General features: G+C 54.9%; 16 protein-coding genes. 9 read left to right on the top strand and 7 right to left on the bottom strand.

Annotation, left to right across the window (positions count from 1 at the left end):
• Window positions 1–205: 205 nt before the first annotated feature.
• A complete protein-coding gene (locus tag ACU6TU_RS15600; protein ID WP_447142286.1) occupies window positions 206–1,579 on the top strand; it encodes an MFS transporter in 1,374 nt (457 codons plus the stop codon).
• 278 nt (window positions 1,580–1,857) lie between these two features.
• Here ACU6TU_RS15600 and ACU6TU_RS15595 read toward each other — a convergent pair whose 3' ends face one another.
• Genes ACU6TU_RS15595 through ACU6TU_RS15585 form a run of 3 tightly spaced genes read right to left on the bottom strand, consistent with a single transcriptional unit; the run spans window position 1,858 to window position 4,796 of the window.
• Entirely contained in the window at window positions 1,858–2,931 is a 1,074-nt protein-coding gene (locus tag ACU6TU_RS15595) for a TRAP transporter substrate-binding protein (protein ID WP_447142285.1), read from the bottom strand.
• Between the two features lie 23 nt (window positions 2,932–2,954).
• Window positions 2,955–4,244, bottom strand: a complete 1,290-nt coding sequence (locus ACU6TU_RS15590; RefSeq protein ID WP_447142284.1) for a TRAP transporter large permease — start codon at window positions 4,242–4,244, stop codon at window positions 2,955–2,957.
• Between the two features lie 3 nt (window positions 4,245–4,247).
• Window positions 4,248–4,796: a TRAP transporter small permease gene (locus ACU6TU_RS15585; protein WP_447142283.1), complete on the bottom strand. Its 549-nt coding sequence runs from the start codon at window positions 4,794–4,796 to the stop codon at window positions 4,248–4,250.
• Window positions 4,797–5,144: 348 nt separating this feature from the next.
• Between ACU6TU_RS15585 and araD the strand changes: the two genes are divergently transcribed.
• From araD to ACU6TU_RS15545, 8 genes are read left to right on the top strand one after another with little or no spacing between them, the layout of a single operon-like run.
• Window positions 5,145–6,875 (top strand): L-arabinonate dehydratase, encoded by a 1,731-nt coding sequence (gene araD / locus ACU6TU_RS15580; protein WP_447142282.1) that lies wholly within the window; start codon window positions 5,145–5,147, stop codon window positions 6,873–6,875.
• A 13-nt stretch (window positions 6,876–6,888) separates the two neighbouring features.
• A complete protein-coding gene (locus tag ACU6TU_RS15575; protein ID WP_447142281.1) occupies window positions 6,889–7,692 on the top strand; it encodes an HpcH/HpaI aldolase family protein in 804 nt (267 codons plus the stop codon).
• 1 nt (window position 7,693) lies between these two features.
• Window positions 7,694–8,584: an aldose 1-epimerase gene (locus ACU6TU_RS15570; RefSeq protein ID WP_447142280.1), complete on the top strand. Its 891-nt coding sequence runs from the start codon at window positions 7,694–7,696 to the stop codon at window positions 8,582–8,584.
• A complete protein-coding gene (locus ACU6TU_RS15565) occupies window positions 8,577–9,458 on the top strand; it encodes an SMP-30/gluconolactonase/LRE family protein (RefSeq protein ID WP_447142279.1) in 882 nt (293 codons plus the stop codon). The genes ACU6TU_RS15570 and ACU6TU_RS15565 overlap by 8 nt, the downstream gene beginning before the upstream one ends.
• 45 nt (window positions 9,459–9,503) lie before the next feature.
• Entirely contained in the window at window positions 9,504–10,952 is a 1,449-nt protein-coding gene (locus ACU6TU_RS15560; protein ID WP_447142278.1) for an NAD-dependent succinate-semialdehyde dehydrogenase, read from the top strand.
• A gap of 8 nt (window positions 10,953–10,960) precedes the next feature.
• Complete coding sequence (locus ACU6TU_RS15555) at window positions 10,961–11,728, top strand: SDR family NAD(P)-dependent oxidoreductase (RefSeq protein WP_447142277.1); 768 nt, start codon at window positions 10,961–10,963, stop codon at window positions 11,726–11,728.
• A 37-nt stretch (window positions 11,729–11,765) separates the two neighbouring features.
• Entirely contained in the window at window positions 11,766–13,787 is a 2,022-nt protein-coding gene (locus ACU6TU_RS15550; RefSeq protein WP_447142276.1) for an alpha-glucosidase, read from the top strand.
• On the top strand, window positions 13,787–14,545 hold the full coding sequence (locus ACU6TU_RS15545; protein WP_447142275.1) for a TSUP family transporter: 759 nt from the start codon (window positions 13,787–13,789) through the stop codon (window positions 14,543–14,545). The genes ACU6TU_RS15550 and ACU6TU_RS15545 overlap by 1 nt, the downstream gene beginning before the upstream one ends.
• A gap of 71 nt (window positions 14,546–14,616) precedes the next feature.
• On the opposite strand, the gene ACU6TU_RS15540 is transcribed toward ACU6TU_RS15545, so the two are convergent.
• From ACU6TU_RS15540 to ACU6TU_RS15525, 4 genes are all read right to left on the bottom strand, one after another.
• A complete protein-coding gene (locus ACU6TU_RS15540) occupies window positions 14,617–15,669 on the bottom strand; it encodes a LacI family DNA-binding transcriptional regulator (protein WP_447142274.1) in 1,053 nt (350 codons plus the stop codon).
• 321 nt (window positions 15,670–15,990) lie between these two features.
• The gene (locus tag ACU6TU_RS15535; RefSeq protein WP_447142273.1) at window positions 15,991–17,454 is read right to left on the bottom strand and encodes a carbohydrate porin; all 1,464 of its coding nucleotides are present in this window, start codon (window positions 17,452–17,454) and stop codon (window positions 15,991–15,993) included.
• Window positions 17,455–17,744: 290 nt separating this feature from the next.
• Window positions 17,745–18,566: an ethanolamine ammonia-lyase subunit EutC gene (gene eutC / locus ACU6TU_RS15530; protein WP_447142272.1), complete on the bottom strand. Its 822-nt coding sequence runs from the start codon at window positions 18,564–18,566 to the stop codon at window positions 17,745–17,747.
• Window positions 18,567–18,573: 7 nt separating this feature from the next.
• Entirely contained in the window at window positions 18,574–19,959 is a 1,386-nt protein-coding gene (locus ACU6TU_RS15525; protein WP_447142271.1) for an ethanolamine ammonia-lyase subunit EutB, read from the bottom strand.
• Window positions 19,960–19,961: the final 2 nt, after the last annotated feature.

Genomic DNA, 19,961 nt, shown 5'->3' with positions numbered 1-19,961 from the left:
TCGTCGTTCATTTGGAGTTACCAAACGTCTCTCCTCCTGCCTTGCCCCGAATAAAAACTGACACCAGCGCGGCCGTGAATGAAACGTCAACAGACCCTAATGAAAACGAATAGCGGCAAGGTTTTTCATTGCTCATATCGGAGGTTATTGAGACGATGAGAACCATTGCCAGTATGTAAAACCTACAAAAAGTGGAGTGCTCGGTATGAGGCCTTTGTCTAACATGGGATTTGCCCTGTTTGGGGCGGCGCTGGTGGCCATCAGTTACGGGCTTGCGCGTTTTGCATTTGGCTTGTTTGTACCGTCTATCAGCACCGAGCTGGAACTGACCGCCTATGTGGTTGGTATTATCGGGGCTTTGCCGTTCATCAGCTTTGTATTGGCAACAATCGTCGCTCCACTTGCGGCTGACCGGCTGGGCGCTCGTAATGTCGCCGTACTTTCGGGCGTACTCGGGGCGGTTGGCATGACGCTGATCAGCCAGGCGTCTGATGCTCTGATGCTCGGCTTCGGTGTGTTTGTCTGTGGTGTCTGCACCGGCCTGATGATGCCTGCATTGACTGCCGCGATGCAGGCCTTGGTGAGCCGCTCCATGCATGGCCGTGTCAGCTCGATCATGAATGCCGGTACCAGTATCGGGATTATCGTGGCAGTGCCAACGGTTATCTTCCTTTTTAATGCCTGGCGTATTACTTATGTTTCTTTTGCCGTTCTGACAGGCATCGGTGTATTGGCTGCCTGGTATTTCATTCCGTCGGTGTCACGGGTATTGCCAGCTAACGCAGCGCCGCCACCACCGCTTACCCGCTCACAGCAGTCGCGCCTCATCCGGCTGTCCCTGTTTGCTTTTGCCATGGGGTTTGTGTCTGCACCGTACTGGCTTTTTGCTCCAGATCTGGCAGTGACACTCGGCGGTCTGTCGTCCAGCCATACGGGGTGGATATGGTTTGCCGTCGGTCTTGCCGGTCTCGGTGGGGCGGTTGTGAGTGATCTGGCCGACCGTAACAATCCACCGATTACCCAAGCCTTAATGTTGATGATGCTGTCGGCAAGCCTGGTGTTGTTGGCTGCCAGCCCAAGCCAGCTGGGGCTAGCGATGTTTTCTGCGCTGATATTCGGGCTGGCATACATGAGTTTGACAGGACTCTATCTGATGACCGGTATTCGCCTGTTGCCGGGCCGTTTATCGGTGGGGCCGGTGTTACCCTTCATGGCTTGTGCACTGGGTCAGGCAGCCGGGTCTCCAGTTGTCGGTGTGCTGGTGGATGGCTTCGGGTATGCCTACGCGTTTTCGGTGTTCGCGGCGACCGGTATTGTGGTGGCGATTCTATCGCCGATTTATCCGGGCCATATCGATTACTGGGCTGACTGGGCAGAAGAAACCACGGAAGATGATACCCAGCTTCCGCCAGCGGCTGAAGAAACAGGTCTTCAGGCAGCATACGACCACCAATTGGTGGATGAAGATGGCGAACCGCTTCCCGACCCTGAGCCAGATCCTGAACCAGAAGCAGAACCAGAAGCAGACTCTGAAGATGCTCGGTCTGAAGAGGAAAAGAAAGATGACGTGTCCCGTTAACGCGGGGTTCGCGTTGTGCTGTCCCAGGCTCCCTGGCAGTAACAGTTGGCTTGGACTGATGGGCAGGCAGGTAAGGCTAGGTAAGAAGACACTGAGCGAGATGCTTGGCTGTCGGAATGCTTGGCTTGGTTGTTGAGATGCTAGGTTGTCGAGATGCTAGGTTGTCGAGATGCTAGGTTGTCGAGACGCTAGGTCTAAGAACCTGGAAAAGCGTCGTAACAGAAGATAAAGGCAACAGAAAATAAAGGCGCCTCAGCAAGTGAGGCGCCTGATGCGTGTTACTCAGGTATTACGGAATCGCGATCCGCATTGATCCTTGAAACAGCGCGTTCACGTGCGGCTTCAAATTCTTCAATGAAGACTTCGCCTTCTTCGCCGTAGTTTTCCAGATACCAGTCACGTACCGGTTCTGCCAGGGCGCGGAACTCTTCCATTTCCTCAGCGGTTGGCGTGTAGATTTCACCGCCTGCTTCCGCCCAGATACGATAGGCTTCAAGCTCCTTGCGTGGCTGAACGCCGAACTGAACGACCGACATCATGGCGGCGCCATCCGCAACAACGCGTTGCTGCTCAGGTGTCAGAGATTCGAACTTGTTGTTACCCATCAACCACATGGAAGACATATAGGCATGGTTATCCAGCGTCATGTACTTGATGACTTCCTGAAAGTTCATGTTGGTAACGTCAGAAATGGAGTTAAGGGTGCCGTCAACAACCCCCGTCTGCAGACCGGTGTAAACTTCCAGCCAAGGCAGCGGAGTGGGGGAAGCGTTCATTTCTTCCACCATGATCTGCTGAATCTGTGACTCGATGGTACGAAAGCGTAGGCCTTCTGCGTCAGCAGGTGAGCGGACTTCACGTTCGCCGTTAACGATATTGCGCCAACCGCCTGCCTGCGTCATTGCCATCAAACGGATGTTATCGTCGCTGGCGTCAAGAATTTCATCACGCAGGAAACCGGTGAATTCAGGATCCGTCAGCATCGTCATCGCGGCCCGGTCGTCAGGGAAGGCATAGGGAATATCCAGCCCTTGGATAGGCGGATAAATGGCAGCAACGCCACCCGCTGTTGCCGTGAAGAGGTCAACGACACCTGCCTGCATGGCTTCAAAACATTCGTTGGCAGAACCGCAAAGTTGGGCGCCGACGAAAATATTGACGTTAACTTCTCCGCCTGTGCGGCTTTCCACATAGTTTTTAAACACTTGCGCGGCATCGTATTCCTGGTCTTCTTCGTTAGCCAGAAAAACCAGGTTGAGGTCGGTGGCTTGAGCAATGCCAGCGGTGCTTAAAGTTGCCCCTAGCATCAGTGTTGTGAGCGTTTTTTTAGCGTGCTTCATCATCATTTTCATTATTCTCCTGGAATGAAGTAGGACTATCCGGCATATCCGAACAAGCGTGGCAGTGTCAGAATAAGCTCCGGTATGTAGACGAGGGCGAAGAGAATGGCAATCTCCACCAGGAACAGTGGCAACATCTCCCAGGCGATCTTTTCGATGCGCTCTTTGCTGATGCTACTCACTACGAAAAGCACCAATCCCATCGGTGGGGTGATAAGCCCCATGATCAGAGTGATGCTCATAACTACTGCAAAATGAATTGGGTCGACACCGATACCTACCATGACAGGGGCAAGAATGGGCCCGAGGATCAGAATGGCAGGTCCCGCATCCATCATCGTTCCAACGGCCAGCAAAAAGGCAACCACAAGGAAGAACAGCATGTGCGGATTATCGGTAATCGAAAGAATGTAGGTGCTCACCAACTGGGGCGTGCCTTTCAGGCTGACCAGGGAGGCAAAGGCAACCGCTGAGCCTACGAGCAGCAGGATAACCGCCGAGTTGATAGCTGCGCGGCCAAAAATCCTGGGCAGGTCATAAAACTTGATTTCACGGGTAACGAACATGCCAAGGATTAGCGCATAGAACGCTGCGACCGCAGCCCCTTCTGTCGGTGTAAAAATACCCCCCACGATACCGCCGATAAGAATGACCGGCATGAGCAGCGGCCAGAACGACACAATAAAAGCATGCCCTTTTTCCCGCCAGGTCGCTTTGATGGAGGGTTCAGGGAATTCCTTGAACCTCGCCATGATAGCGATGGTGATCATCAGGCCAATGCCGATCAGCAAGCCAGGTACCACGCCACCGGCAAACATGTCCGCCACGGACACCTGCATGATAAAGGCATACAGAATGAAGATGCCGCTGGGAGGAATAATGCTGGCAATGACGGCAGATGCGGCGGTGATTGCTGCTGAAAAACGATTGGTATAGCCGGAATCCTTCATCGCTGGAATCATGACCGACCCCATGGCAGAGGCGTCTGCGACGGCTGAGCCGGAGCCGCCTGCCAGCATGAGTGATGAAATCACCGATACTTGTCCCAGTCCCGCGCGGCGATGGCCGATAAGGGTTTCTGCAAACCGTACAATACGTGTCGTAATGCCACCGGCTGTCATCAGTTCGCCAGCCAGGATAAAAAACGGCAGTGCCATCAGGGGAAAACTATTAATCCCGGCAAACAGGCGTTGAAACAGCATGTTCAGGAAGATCGGTTTGCCTTCCAGGATAAGACTGACGCCCGGTGCAAATAGCATCAGAAATACGATTGGCATTCCTACGAACAACAGGAATAAAAAAATCCACAAATAGGCGAATGTCATGATTTACACCTTGGTGTTGTCGTTATTATGCAATTGATGCCCAGTCAATGAGGCATTTGGGTAAAAAAGTATCAGGGTAAGGCGTAACACTCGCTCAATAGAACATAGCGCTGTGAGCCCGAAACTTAAGGGAAGAATGGCGTAAACGAACGACATGCTGATGCCGAGGGAGAGGCTCTGTGTCGTTGCGCCCCGTTCAATCAGTCCAAACCCCAGCTTTATGCACCAGAAGGCGACCACCAGTATGCAAACTTCAAGAACTAACTGAAGCAGTCGCCATGGCATGGTGTGTTTGAACCAGTTGACGGCCAGCTCAAGACTTGCATTGAGACCCTGACGATGGGCAGCCGGAAAAAACAGGAACGCCATCCAAATCATCATGTAGCGGGAAAGTTCTTCGGTCCATACAAAGCTACTGCCGAGGACATACCGAAAGAAAACGTGAAGGACCATCATCGTCAGCATGCAACCCAGCAGCAGGGTGGCTGCATATCCTGCATACCGAGTGGAAAACGCATTAAAGCGATCCAAACGAACAATAAATTTTTGCATAGGCGGCTCCAGCAAGACATTCGTGCCTGCGACGATAATCCTGCATTTATTATTGGATAGTTATGAAGCGTCGGTTTCGCAGCGCTGCGAAAAATACTAGAATGGCAATGTATAGCTGTCAATGAAATGGGCAGATGACGGGTTAGACATAAGTCTTAAAAAGATATTCTTTCCCGGATAAAATTACCATTTTTAACATTTACACTTCTTGTATATAACAATTCACGAATATTTCGCTAGCTATTGACACCTTTTTTTCAACTGCTTTATATTTTTCATAGCGCTACGAAATAAAGAATTTTTCTGGCAGGAGAGTCGTCTTTCCTGCATCACCGAAAGGTAAATAAAATGGATAAACAGCGACGCAAGACTGAAGAGCTACGAAGTCAGCGCTGGTACGACTCTCAGGATATGCGAGGGTTTGCACACCGTCAGCGTACCCAACAGATGGGCTTGCGCCGCGAAGAGTTCATGGGTAAGCCGGTGGTCGGCATCATCAACACCTGGAGTGACCTCAGCCCTTGCCATGCTCACTTGAGAGATCGTGCTGATGCAGTGAAAAGGGCCGTGTGGGCAGGCGGGGGTTATCCCGTTGAGTTGCCCGCCTTGTCGCTTGGTGAAGTGCTGGTGAAGCCGACGACGATGCTGTATCGCAACTTTCTGGCGATGGAAGCAGAGGAGCTGCTGCGCAGTCATCCCATCGACGGCGTGGTGTTGCTGGGTGGGTGTGACAAAACTACGCCTGCATTGCTGATGGGGGCTATCAGCATGAATATCCCCGCCATTTTCTGCTCGGCGGGCCCTATGCTTAACGGCAAATGGAAAGGTAAAACCTTAGGGGCCGGAACGCATACCCGTAAATATTGGGATGAGCTGCGAAGCGGCAATATTTCGCAGGAGGACTGGATCGATCTTGAGTCGCGAATGACTCGCTCAAATGGTACCTGTAATACCATGGGAACAGCCTCTACCATGACGTCGATTGTTGATGCTATGGGGCTGACACTGCCAGGTGCCTCCAGTATTCCCGCGTCTGATTCGGCTCACATTCGCATGGCCTCCAGCTGCGGTAGTCGCATTGTTGAAATGATCTGGGAAGACCTCAAACCTTCCGACATTCTCACCCAGGCCAACTTCTTCAACGGTGCTAAATGTTATATGGCGCTGGGTGGCTCCACCAATGCGGCGATCCACCTGATTGCGCTTGCCCGGCGGGCAAATGTCGAGCTCACTCTGGATGACCTGGATGCCGTCGCACGGGATATTCCGGTGCTGACGAATATCTTCCCCTCGGGGGAGTATCTGATGGAAGACTTCTACTATGCAGGCGGTCTTCCTGCGTTGCTGACCCAGCTTGTTGACCACCTTGATCTCACCGCGAAAAGCATAAGTGGTCGCACGCTTGGGGACGATTTAGAGGGCGCTGAACGCTACAACGACGACGTTATCCGGTCATTGGATAACCCGGTTTGTGAAGGGGCTGCCCTGGCGGTGTTGCGTGGCAACCTGGCGCCCCGTGGGGCGGTGATCAAGCCAAGCTCAGCCGACCCGAAACTGGTCAGACATCGCGGTCGCGCCATCGTGTTCGAAAATCACGCCGATATGGTGGCGCGCATTGATGATCCTGAGCTGGACGTCAGTGCCGACAGCGTACTGGTGCTACGCCAGGCTGGCCCAAAAGGCGCGCCAGGCATGCCGGAATGGGGTGCCTTGCCTATCCCCAAAAAGCTTCTTGCTCAGGGCGTGCGAGACATGGTGCGTCTTTCCGATGCACGTATGAGCGGCACCCATTACGGCACTTGCGTGTTGCATATTGCACCGGAATCGGCGGTGGGCGGGCCTCTCGCCCTGGTGTGTGATGGCGATGAAATTGAACTTGATGTGGCTGCCCGCCGCCTCGAACTGCTGGTCGATGAAGCCGAGCTTGAGGCCAGGCGTCAGCGTTGGCAGGCACCCAGTCCGCGTATTGATCGCGGTTATACCGCGCTTTTCCAAGAGCATGTGACTCAAGCTGATCTGGGCTGCGATTTTGATATTTTGCAGGGCGGTCAGAACCAAGAAGAGCCGGAAATTTTCTAAGGAGAACAATAAGATGACAGCGCTTCCCAAAAACCGTTTCAAACAGTGGTTACGCGATCCTGCCAAGGTGCCGGTAGGAACCTGGCTAATGACGGCCAGCCCCAATGTGGCGGAAGCCATTGGCTATGCCGGGTTTGATTATCTGGTGCTCGATATGGAGCACGTGCCGGTCGATGTGCCTCAGGCGATCGCTATCATGCAGGCGGTGGCGGGAACGCCAGCGGAGCTGGTGGTTCGGCTTCCCTGGAACGATCCGGTCATGGTGAAGCGCGTACTGGACAGTGGCGCCCAAAGCTTGATGTTCCCTTACATACAAAACGCTGAAGAAGCGGCGCAGGCCGTCAGCTCAACCCGTTACCCAGGTAAGGGAAGCCGCGGTGTTGCTGCGGTACACCGGGGTAGCCGCTATGGCACCGTGGCAGATTATTTACAGCGTGCTGAAGAAGAAATTGCTGTGATTCTGCAGCTGGAAACCCCGGAAGCCGTGGCTGCCATGCCGGAGATTGCGGCGGTGGAGCATATTGATGGCCTCTTTATCGGTCCAGGCGATCTTTCGGCGGCCATGGGTCGCATTGGTGATATCCGTCACCCTGACGTTCAGGCGGCGATTTCCTCGGCAGTCGCGGAAAGCCAGCGTCTGGGGCTGCCTTGCGGCATTGTTGGCGCAGAACCGGAGTTAGTGGGCAGCTATCGCGATCAGGGGTTTGGCTTTGTGGCCGTTGGCTCCGATATGAGCTTGATGATGTCGCGTGCCAAAGAGTATGTGGCAGCGCTGAAAGGTCAGGTGGCTGATACGTCAGACAGCGGCGTCTATTGATATGCAGCCGCTACGCCACGGTGATCTGGAAGCAAGTCTGTTACCCGGTTGTGGCGGCGCCTTTATGTCCTTGCGCTGGAAAGGACAGGACCTGCTCAGACCGCTTCCCTCCGGTTGCCATGACTTGCCTGAGGGGCCAAGGCGCAGTGGGGGATATGTACTCGCGCCTTATTCAAACCGCATCGCCGATGCCAGCTTTGCATGGCAGGGCGATACGGTTCAGCTACAACGCAATTTCGGCAACCACCCCCACAGCCTGCACGGATTTGCCTGGCAGCGGGCCTGGGAGTGGCAGCGTGACGAACCGCGTGAAGGCGATAGTGCCACTCTTGTATTGCCGCATTTACCCGATGCTGACTGGCCGTGGCATTGCAAGGTCACTCAGCAGGTGTCTCTTGGCCCGAACGGCCTCAGCCTGACGCTGCACCTTGATAATCTCGACACTCGCCCGATGCCTGCGGGGTTGGGGTGGCATCCGTATTTTCAGCGTACGCCAAAGGTGCAGCTTAAGTTCAACGCAGCATCGATCTGGCTCAATGACGACAGGCAACTTCCCTTGCATCAGGTTACCCCGCCTGAGGAATGGAATTTTCGTCAGTTGCGGCCGCTTGAGTGGCCAGGGCTGGATAACTGTTTTGCCGGTTGGTCACGGCAGGCAGAGATCTACTGGCCGGAATATCGGTTGCGTCTCACGCTTGTTGTCTCTGAAGCGCTTCGCCACTTAGTGGTTTTTACACCGGAAAATCAGGACTTTTTTGCGCTTGAACCCGTCAGCCATGCCAATGCCGCTTTAAACAGCGACACGCCCCAGCTGCATGGCATGCAGACTCTGGCCCCAGGAGAGCGTTTCTCCTGCCACTTGCAACTGAACCTCGAGGAAGATCATGGTTGATGCCAGCTTACAGAGCATTTTTTCCGCTCAGGCCGCACTAGGCGAATGCCCTCTCTGGGCGGAAGATGAGCAAGCGCTTTATTGGGTGGATATTGAAGCGCCTAGCCTGAATCGTTTTGACCCGCTTAGCGGGGAAAACGTCAGCTGGTCATTACCTGAAAACATTGGTTGTGTCGGGCGTCGCGAAAGCGGAGGCTTCATTGCGGGCCTGCGCTCGGGCCTATGGTTGCTTAATGATCAGGCGGAGTTAACCGAGTGTCTGGCTCGCCCGGTGGCGGATACCTCCATCAGCCGCTTTAACGATGGGCGCGTTGACCCCTGGGGACGTTTCTGGGCAGGCACCATTCACGAGCCCCGGGATAAGCCCTCAGCCTCGCTGTTTCGAGTCGATGCGGACCATACCTGCCAGCGCTTGGCAGGCGATATCAAAGTCTCCAATGGGGTGGCCTTCAGCCCCGATCGGCGCTGGGCCTATCACTCTGATACACCCAATCATGTGATCTACCGTTATCCGCTGGACCCTGACAGTGGCGACATCACTGGGCCGCGTGAAGTATTTCACCAGTTCCCATTTGGCAACGGCCGCCCTGATGGTGCCGCAGTGGATGTTGACGGCTATTACTGGACGGCGCTTTATGAAGGTGGACGCATTGCGCGCCTGTCATCTACCGGTGAGATCGTTGCGGAATATACCGTACCTGCCAGGTGCCCGACGATGTGTGCGTTTGGCGGGCCAGATCTGAAAACCCTTTACGTTACGTCAGCGCGCCACGGCCGACCCGCCGATGAACTCGACGCTTACCCTGAATCCGGCAACCTTTTCGCCATGCGCGTTGATGTCGCAGGGCAAAGTGAACCCAGGTTTCGTGGTTAAAGCGCGCGCGTTAATTAACAAACAACGATTTTGAGGAATGCAGCCATGCTGAAATTACACGATGCCACTTTGCAGCGTAACGCGTGTTTTGTGGGTGGAGAATGGATTGGAGCTGATAACAACCAGTTTGATGACGTGACCAACCCCGCCGACGGAAGCGTGCTGGGTCAGGTGCCGCGCCTGGGTGAGGCCGAAACGTTGCGAGCCATTGACGCGGCTGAAAACGCCATGCCGGCATGGCAGGCACGTTCTGCTAAAGAGCGTGGCGCACTGCTGCGTCGCTGGCACGATTTACTACTTGAGCATCAGGAAGACCTGGCAATACTGATGACGGCTGAGCAGGGTAAGCCCTTGGCAGAGTCGCGTGGCGAGATCGGCTTTTCCGCGAGCTTTTTTGAATGGTTTGCCGAAGAAGGTCGGCGTGCTTACGGCGACATCATTCCCAGCCCCCAGAGCGACCGCCGCCTGCTGGTGATTAAACAGCCGGTTGGTGTGTGCGCGGCGATTACCCCCTGGAACTTCCCGGCGGCGATGATTGCCCGTAAAGCGGGGCCTGCCCTTGCCGCTGGCTGCACCATTGTGATCAAACCGGCGGGGCTAACGCCTTACTCGGCACTGGCGATGGCACTGTTGGCCCAGCGTGCTGGTATTCCTGACGGTGTGGTCAACGTGGTAACCGGTGATGCCAGCGCGATTGGCCGCGCGATGACCGAAAGCCCGAAGGTCCGCAAGCTGACGTTTACAGGCTCTACCGGCGTCGGAAAAATGTTGCTTCGTCAGTGTGCTGATTCGGTTAAGAAAGTGTCGATGGAGCTGGGCGGCAACGCGCCCTTTATCGTCTTTGACGACGCTGACCTGGAAAAAGCGATAGAAGGCGTCATGCAGGCCAAGTTCCGTAACGCGGGCCAGACGTGTGTTTGCGCCAACCGTATTTTCGTTCAAGCGGGTATCCATGATGCGTTTGCCGCACGATTGGCCGAAGAAGTGGCCAAGCTGAAGGTAGGCAATGGTGCCGACGAAGGCATTCAGGTCGGCCCGATGATTGATGCCGCTGCCGCTGACAAAGTAATGGAACAGCTTAATGACGCCGTTGCAAAAGGCGCAACGCTGTTGCATGGCGGCGAACGTCGTGGCGTTAACTTCCTGACGCCTGCGGTGATTACGGGTGCGACAGCGGAGATGGACTGCTTCAACGAAGAGACCTTCGGCCCCTTGGCGCCGGTGTTCCGCTTTCAGGAAGAAGCCGAGGTCATCCGCCTGGCAAACGCGACGGAATATGGTCTCGCCGCTTACTGCTATACGCGTGATCTAGGTCGCGCCTGGCGCCTGTCTGAAGCCCTTGATTATGGCATGGTGGGAATTAACAACGGCCACGTTTCAACCTGTGAAGCCCCGTTCGGCGGTGTGAAACAGTCAGGTCTTGGTCGCGAAGGGGCGCGTCAGGGAATCGAGGACTATCTCGAAACCAAGTACATCAATATGGCGATTGAGTGAGGCAATTCATGAACGATTACCGTGATGTTACTTACCATTCGCTTAAGGAGAAGCGCGTCATTATCTCAGGTGGCGCGTCTGGAATTGGCGCTGAACTGGTCAAGGCATTTATTGCGCAAGGTGCCCATGTCGCTTTTCTGGATATTGACCGTGAGGCAGGGGAGGCGCTAGTGGCCGAGCAAGGCGACAAAGCGAGCTTTTATGCCTGTGATGTGCGTGATATTGCGCAATTGCAGTCTGTGATTGCGCGTATTGAGTCGGCCCAGGGGCCGACTCAGATATTGCTTAATAATGCCGGCCTGGATGATCGACACGCGATTGAAGATTTAACCCCGGAATACTGGGATAACTGTCAGGCCATTAACCTGCGCCATCATGTGTTTGCCATTCAGGCGGTACTGCCGTCCATGAAAGCGGCAGGCCAGGGAGCGGTCATTAATCTGGGCTCCATTTCCTGGATGCGTGGGCGGCCTGGAATGGCGGGCTACACGGCGGCGAAAGCAGCCATTAATGGTTTGACGCGTACGCTGGCACAGGAAGTCGGAATGCATGGCGTGAGAGTGAACTCTCTGGTGCCAGGCGCTATTCTGACAGAGCGACAGGCACGTTTATGGCTGACACCGGAAGTCAATCAGCGTTTTTTAGACCAACAGGCTCTGAAATTTCGTCTTGAAGCAGACGATGTCGCACGCATGGCCCTTTTTCTGGGCTCCGACGAGAGCCGTGGCTGTACCGGCCAGAACTTTATTGTTGATGCCGGCCTAACACTGAACTAACGATTACTTCGTCCGACTCTAGCCCTGGAACCCCATTATGCAAGTCACCCTGCAACATGATCGGCTTCACATCACGCAGAATGATCATGACCTTCTTTTGCACACCCCAGAGTCACCGGCGTTTTTTATTGGCTGTGGTCATGAAAAAATCGACATGCATCACGGTAATTTCGAGATTGACGACTTTCTTGAAAGCCGGGAAGCGCTCCGCCATTTAACGATCGCCGACGACCAGGGGGGCGTACGTCTGGAGCTTCGTCGTTACCCTCAGGACGAGCTTCAACTGGTTTTCAAGCTGGTTGAGCTGGAAGACGGTGTTCAGCTTGAGCGTGACTGGGTAGCTCCCCATGTGAATCGCTTCTGGATGCGTTTAGCCGCAGAGGAAAAAGAGTACGTCTGGGGATGTGGCGAGCAGATGTCATACTTCAATCTGCGTGGCCGGAACTTTCCGTTATGGACGTCCGAACCGGGTGTTGGACGTGACAAAAAAACCACCATCACGTTTGAAGCGGATTTAGTCAATGGCGGTGGTGGCGACTACTACCACACCAACTATCCTCAACCGACGTTCATTTCGTCTCGGCGCTATTTCTGCCACTTTGAAACCAGCGACTATGCGGACTTTGATTTCCGTCGCGAGCCATTCCACGAACTTCATGCCTGGGGCGTGCCATCGGCAATTACGCTGCGCGATGCCCCCACCTTTATTGAACTAGTGGAAAAAATCAGCGCGACCTTTGGTCGTCAGCCGCCCCTGCCAGAGTGGATTCATAACGGTGTTATTCTGGGGCTCAAGCGCGGCGAGGCCCATGCACGTCAAAAACTTGCAGAAGCACTCAACCACGACATGGCGGTGTCAGCGTTATGGTGCGAAGACTGGGCAGGTATTCGAGAAACCAGCTTTGGCACCCGGCTGTTCTGGGATTGGCGCGGGAATCCTGAGCGCTATCCGCAGCTTGAAGAACTGATCGCCGAGCTGAATGAGCGTGGCGTGCATTTCCTCAGCTATGTGAACCCCTATGTGTGTGTTGATGGCAGCCTGTTCCCCGAAGCGGAAGCGGCGGGCTATCTGGCAACCGACAAAAACGGCCAAACTGCCATCATTGATTTTGGGGAATTTGATTGCGGGATTGTCGATTTCACTAACGATGCAGCCTGCCAGTGGTATAAAGACGTCATCATCAAACGGGAAATGCTGGATATCGGTATCCGTGGCTGGATGGCTGATTTCGGGGAATACCTGCCCATTGACGTCCATTTGAGCAACGGCGTGCCAGCGATGCAGGAGCACAACCGTTGGCCGACACGCTGGGCAAAAGTGAACGCCGAAGGTATTGCCGAAGCGGGTTTGACGGATGAAGCGACTTTCTTTATGCGCGCCGGTTACACGGGCGTACAGGCGCATTGCCCTCTATTGTGGGCGGGTGATCAGTCGGTGGATTTTTCACGCCACGATGGGCTGAATACCGTCATTTGTGCGGCGCTTTCTTCGGGCTTGATGGGTAATGCGTTTCATCATAGTGATATCGGCGGCTATACCAGCCTGTTTGGTAACACCCGTGATGCTGAGCTGCATATGCGCTGGGCTGAAATGGCGGCCTTTACGCCGGTGATGCGCACACACGAATCCAACCGCCCTGTTGCCAATGTCCAGTGGTTTAACGACTCAGCCGTGGCCGAACATCTGGCGCATATGAGCCGGATTTACGTGGCGTTGGGGCCTTATCTCAAACAGTACGTTGCACAAGGCAGCGAACGTGGCATCCCTATGCAGCGCGCTTTATTCCTGCATTTTGAAAATGATCCCAACTGTTACGATATTCAGGATCAGTACCTGCTTGGGCCGGACTTACTGGTTGCACCGGTGCATCAGGCAGGGCGTCAGGACTGGTCTGCCTATTTGCCTAAAGACGCTGAGTGGGTCCACCTCTGGAGCGGTGAGCGCTATGTGGGCGGACAGCATGTCACCGTGGCCGCTCCGATTGGCAAGCCACCGGTATTCTATCGCCATGACAGTGACTGGGTGAGCCTCTTTGGCTCGTTGGCAGGCTTTGTCTGATGGGAGCAGTAGAAACCTTAGTGCTGTTATGTTGGGTGGCTGTTGCGATATACGCCCAGACAATTACCGGGTTTGCCTTTGGTTTGCTGATGATGGGGGGTGTGGTACTGACAGGGTTGATACCGATTTCCTTGGTGGCCATCCTGATCAGTATCCTCAGCTTTTTTAATGCTGTCATGGCGCTGTATCGCAAGATGGGCAATATCGACCGTGAGATTGTGTTGCTGTGTTCATTGAGCGCTGCTGTCACCCTGGTCGTCGGGGTCTGGGTGTTGGATGTGCTGAGTGGGGACTATGTACATTGGCTGCAGCTGATTCTCGGCGTGGCCATTCTGCTCAGCAGTCTGACGTTGATCTTGCGCCCCTTGCCCAGCCGTTATCGGGCTAGCCGGGCTTCGTTTCTTTTCTTTGGTAGTTTGTCCGGCCTGATGGGTGGCATGTTTGCTTCATCAGGGCCGCCACTGGTGTTTCATTTCTACCGCCAACCCCTTGGCCTGAAAGTCATCCGTGACAGTCTGCTACTGATTTTCGCCATTAATGGACTGCAACGTCTGGTATTAGTGGGACTTCAGGGCAAGCTGAATATGCAGATTTTCTGGCTGGCAGCAATGTCCATGCCGGTGGTGATTGTATTTACCTGGCTAGGGCGACGCTATCCGCCACGCTTGTCAGGGTCGAACCTGAGGCGGGTAGCATTTGTATTGCTGTTCCTGTCTGGTGCAAGTCTTTGTATATCAGCACTGTTAGCTGCTTTGTGACAGACGTTAAATCGTGATAGCAGCCCCGTTGTAAGGCTCAGGCAATGTAATGTTCCGGCTTCGGCCTTGAGTCAAACAACGGGGGTCGTGGCCCGCAGGCTGCTTTCGCGGAGTAATAATTCAAACCCGAGATCCAGCTGTTTATCCTGGGGCTGCCCCTGAATACGTCTCAGGACGCACCGGGCGACCTGTTCACCAATTTCTTCGCGGGGGAGTCGAACGGTCGACAGCGGTGGAAGCGTGCAGTTGCTGAAATCCATATCCCCAAAGCCAATCATGGCAATATCATCGGGCACCTTAATGCCTCGGCGATGTGTTTCATTCAAGGCGCCGAGTGCCAGCATGTCGTTGGAAAAAATAATGCCATCTGTCTGCGGGTAGTCGGCTAACAGTTCTGAAAATGCCTGGTTGGCGGCTTCCGCCATACGTTTTGAATCGCAATCAATAATACGCGTGTAGCCGGTGCCCAGCATCTCCTGGAGTGCCTCTTCACTGCTGATACAGCGCTGTCTGGCGCGTTCATCGACACTTAACCGCGTGCCAATAAAAGCGATATGCTGACAACCGGTCTCGACCAGGTGACGCGCCTGTGCACGGCCTACGTCCTGATGAGAAAACCCCACCAGCGTATCCAGAGGGTTGGAACCTAATTCCCACATTTCTACAACGGGAACATCGGAGTTGCTTAACAGGCGTCGAGTTTCACGGTTGTGGTTTAACCCTGTCAGGATAATAGCGCTAGGAGACCAGGACAAAAAAGTACGCACTACCGCCGCTTCTTCCGTCAGCGAGTAATCGCTATGACCTAACAGAAGCTGATAACCCTGTGCACTTAACGTTTTCTGCATGGTGTTAACCGTGGAGGCAAAAATCGCATTCACCATGGATGGCACAACGACGCCGATCACCCGTGTCCGTGCGGCGGCCAGTGCGCCAGCCATCAGATTGGGAACATAGCCCAGCGTATCAATTGCGTTCTGAATACGCTGGCCAAGCGGCGCTGACACCTCGTCAGGTTTGCGTAAATACAGCGATACCGTACTTGAAGAGACATCAGCAAGTTTGGCCACGTCATTCATCGTGACACGCTGGGTTGAGCGTCTGGCACGTGATTTTTGAGACATGGAAAAGGCTCCGGCTATAGTAATGAAATGACTGACCAGGGCGATCAATCCAGTGCCCCCATCCTTGGATGCACGAATATAGCATATTCCGCTGGGAGGCTTAGGGCCTGCTGACACCACACGGTTAGCGATGAAGTATCAAAAACTCAGGATAAGGTAAATAAACATAAAAAAGCCCCATGGGAAATCCCATGGGGAAACAGGTCATCACATGCAAAGTAAGCCAGTACCTAACTCATTTAGTACCTAGCTCATTCAGTACTTAACTAAGCCAATACCCAACTAAGCCAGTACCAAGGAGTGCGAGCAAATCAAACAACATCAGAACCAGGTTTCAGCCTGTACGCCGAAGCTCCATTGGCCACCCATGAATCTGTCGCTGCCGAAAGCATCGCCGCTGTCGTAGCTATTCAGCTCCTGATCCCAGTCCGTGTAGGACGCAAACAGGCGTACTTCAGGGCGTTTCCAGAAACCTCCGACGTTCGGCTTGAACGTTGGGGCAATGGTTGCTTTGGCAAAGTTACCGCTAACCGCATTACGGCCCTTGTAGCCGTTCGGATCAAGATCCATGTATTGATAGCTGAGCTCGTACTGCATTTCGAAGTTTTGAGTCAGCTCATTGGCCAAGCGAGCGTTCAACGAAGCCCAGTTATATTTGTCACCGCTATTAAAGCGGTCTTCGCTGGTTTCAGCCAGTACGGACGGCGCAATACGCCACTTTGGTGCGAAGTAGGTAGTGCCGTATGCCGCGAGGCGCGTGGATTGCGCATCTTCGGTCAAGTCACCGTTCGAGCCGATACGCTTTGCTTCGGCACCCATTCCCTGGCCGTGAATCAATGCCAGTTTGAAGTTGCCTTCCGACATGCCGAAGAAAGACTTTCCGTGGTAGGCAATCATACCGTGGGCGCCGCTATCAGCGGCGGTGTCCGGGCTTTCCAACACACGCTCGTCATTATCGTTGGCGGAAATGGCGTTGACCATGAACTGCCAGTTGCCGACGTAGTTATTGCTGGTCAGGATTAGGCTGTCGGTATCGCCGGTGCCGGTATCGTTCACGTCGTTAACCGGGAAATCATTGAAACTGCGCCCATAAAGGGAGAGATTGGTCTTCCAGTTATCGCTCAGCTGAACGTCGTAGACACCCGCGCCGGTACCGGCGAGGAAGACCACGTCCGAATCTATCCAGTGGATATCGAAGTTATTGCGGTCAAGACGCTTACCCGCCCAGATCGCGGCATTTTCGAACGCGCCGGTAAAGCTGGGAAGGTTATCCAATTCAACAAATACCTGGCGCACATTTAGGCTGGATTCGGAAGCCGTCCAGTCATTACTGGTGGTGACAGAGTCCGCGATACTCACCTGAAACAGTGAGCGGGCACCGTTTTCCAGTTGTTTGCGGTAGCTGAACTTGGCGTGAACATAGGTGTCCGGCTCGTTGCCGAGGCGGCCGACAGCACCGCCCAGAGGTCCGGCTGGCGTCACATATGGGCCGCCGCTGGCGCTTTTGCCCTGGTCGTTGAGCAGAAGGCCGGAGCGTGCGTAGCCGCTCATTGACAGTCCTTCATCGCCTGACGCGCGACGTTCCAGTTCAGCGATACGCTCTTCCGTCTCGGCAGCTGGCGTGCTTTGAGATTGCTGAGCGGCGAGTTCGGCGCGAGTCGCTTGAAGCTGGCGTTCCAGCTCTGCCAGGCGGGCTTCAATCGCAGGGTCGGCGTTTGCCTGTGTGGCAAACATGGCCATTGAGATCGCGGCGGTAATGGGGATTATTTTAAAAGGAGCTTTCATTATCAATCCTATGCTGGGCGGCTTTTGTTTTAAATAAGTTGTTGGCAATGCCAAGCCTTGGCCTTCGTAGCGCTACGAAAGATACCTAAATCGTAGCGCTACGAAATATGATTGATATTAATCTTTAGTATATGTTGCGATGGTGTGAAAAATTCGTTTTCTAAATCAGTTAGTTATGTTTGAAATAAATTGTTAAATCGATTGGGGTGGATGGATGCCAACGGCATCGTGTCGGGTTTTATAGGCAGAATGGCGTGCCTGGCAGCGAAAGCATGCTGCCGAGACCCGCGCTACTCAAGCAGAAAATTACCCGGTGAATCCGTATCAATGGCGTCTGCGTCGCCGGAATCATCCTTGAGCGTGACGCCGGAAAGCTGGCGCTTGAGTGATTCCCTGACTAACCACATAAGCCGTTCACAGGCATCAGCAGGCGGGGTTCCGGCGGGGCGGACATTCGAGATACAGTTGCGTGCCGCGTCGGTCAGCCCTACCCGGGGTTGGTAGGTGTAATAAATCCCCAGGCTGTCCGGTGAGCTTAGCCCAGGGCGCTCTCCCACCAGCAGGATCACCAGGCGGCTTTCCAACAGTTCGCCGACTTCATCGCCGACGGCGACGCGTCCTTGTTCCACCAGGCAGACGGGGTGACGGGTCAGACCTTGACTGGCTAGCCCCTGGTCAATCAATACCGCCAGTTTCGCCGCGTGACGCTGCACGGCGGTGGAAGAAAGCCCGTCGGCAATCACGATCACCGCATCGGCCGCTGAGTGGGCGTCGCGCTGCTGTTTCAAACAGGCAGCAGCGTCGCCATTCAGGCGGCGCCCCTTGTCCGGGCGTTGCAGGTAGGTAATACGGTCGTGTGCCTGGCTATGCAGATGAAGCGTCGCAAGGCCGCTGTCTTCCAGTTCTCGCAGTAAGGCGTGGGTGTCCAGAGGGATGTGCACCGCATCGCGCGCGCGGGCGTGAGCCTCCTGGAAGTCCAGGTGCGCCTCGGTCGGCAGGCTGATACCGGTGCGCCCCAGGCCAATACGGGCATCGGTATAGCGGCGCAGGCTGGCCCAGGCGTTGGCGGTGACCAGCGTATTGTCATGCGCGTCGTTTTGATCCACTGTCATGGTAGCCTCACAGTTTGTGATCAAGGTGGGCGAAGGGCGTCGGTAAGCCTGAACCGACGTCCAGCCGGTGGTTGGCATCAAAAATGCCCATGCGCTTAAGCCAGTCGGCAAATTCCGGTGCCGGAGGCTTGTTCAGCACCTCGCGCAGGTAGAGCGCATCATGAAAAGACGTGGTCTGGTAGTTAAGCATGATGTCGTCGGAACCCGGAATCCCCATGATGAAGTTGATACCGGCAACGCCGAGCTGAGTCAGCAGCATATCCATGTCGTCCTGGTCGGCTTCGGCATGGTTGGTGTAGCAGATGTCGCAGCCCATGGGGACGCCAAGTAGCTTGCCGCAGAAGTGGTCTTCAAGCCCCGCCCGGATGATCTGCTTGCCATCGTAAAGGTATTCGGGGCCGATAAAGCCGACCACAGTGTTAACCAGTAGCGGGTCAAACCGCCTTGCGACAGCGTAGGCGCGCGTTTCGCAGGTCTGCTGATCGACCCCATGGTGGGCATTGGCCGAGAGCGCGCTGCCTTGGCCGGTTTCAAAATACATGACGTTGTTACCCACCGTTCCACGGCCCAGTTCCAGCGCGGCGCGATGGGCTTCATCCAGAATTGACAGATTGATGCCAAAGCTATCATTTGCCGCCTGAGTACCGGCAATCGACTGGAACACCAGGTCCACCGGCGCGCCACGTTTCATGGCTTCAAGGTGCGTGGTGACATGGGTCAGCACGCAGGACTGGGTGGGGATTTCGTAGCGCTGAATCACATCATCCAGCAAATGCATCAGGCGCGTGACAGCGTGGGTATTATCGGTCGCCGGATTGATGCCGATCACCGCATCGCCGTTGGCATACATCAGGCCATCCAGCAAGCTGGCCGCCACGCCAGCGGGGTCGTCTGTCGGGTGGTTGGGTTGCAGTCGCGTTGACATCCTGCCGCGCAGCCCGAGGGTATTGCGAAAGCGGGTTACCACTTCGGTTTTCTGGGCAACCAGAATCAGATCCTGGATGCGCATGATTTTGGCAACCGCAGCGACCATTTCCGGCGTCAGACCCGCTGCCAGGGCGCTTAGTGATGAACTGTTGGCCTGTTCCGAGAGTAGCCAGTTGCGAAAGTCACCCACCGTCAGGTGGGCGACCGGCGCAAACGCGCTGGCATCGTGGCTATCCATGATCAGCCGAGTGACTTCATCCTCTTCATACGGAATGACCGCCTCGTTGAGGAACTGTTTAAGCGGCACCTCGGCCAGGCAGCGCTGGGCGGCAATCCGCTCGGTGGCGTTAGCGGCGGCGACACCGGCCAGGCAGTCGCCCGAGCGTAACGGCGTGGCCTTGGCCAGCAGGGTTTTCAGGTCAGTGAAAGTGTAGCGTGTTTGCCCGATATCAGTGGTGTAGCGCATAG

The sequence above is a fragment of the Halomonas sp. LS-001 genome (assembly GCF_052983955.1).
Note: the sequence above shows the minus strand (reverse complement) of the source record. Positions and strands in the feature narration are given on the sequence as shown.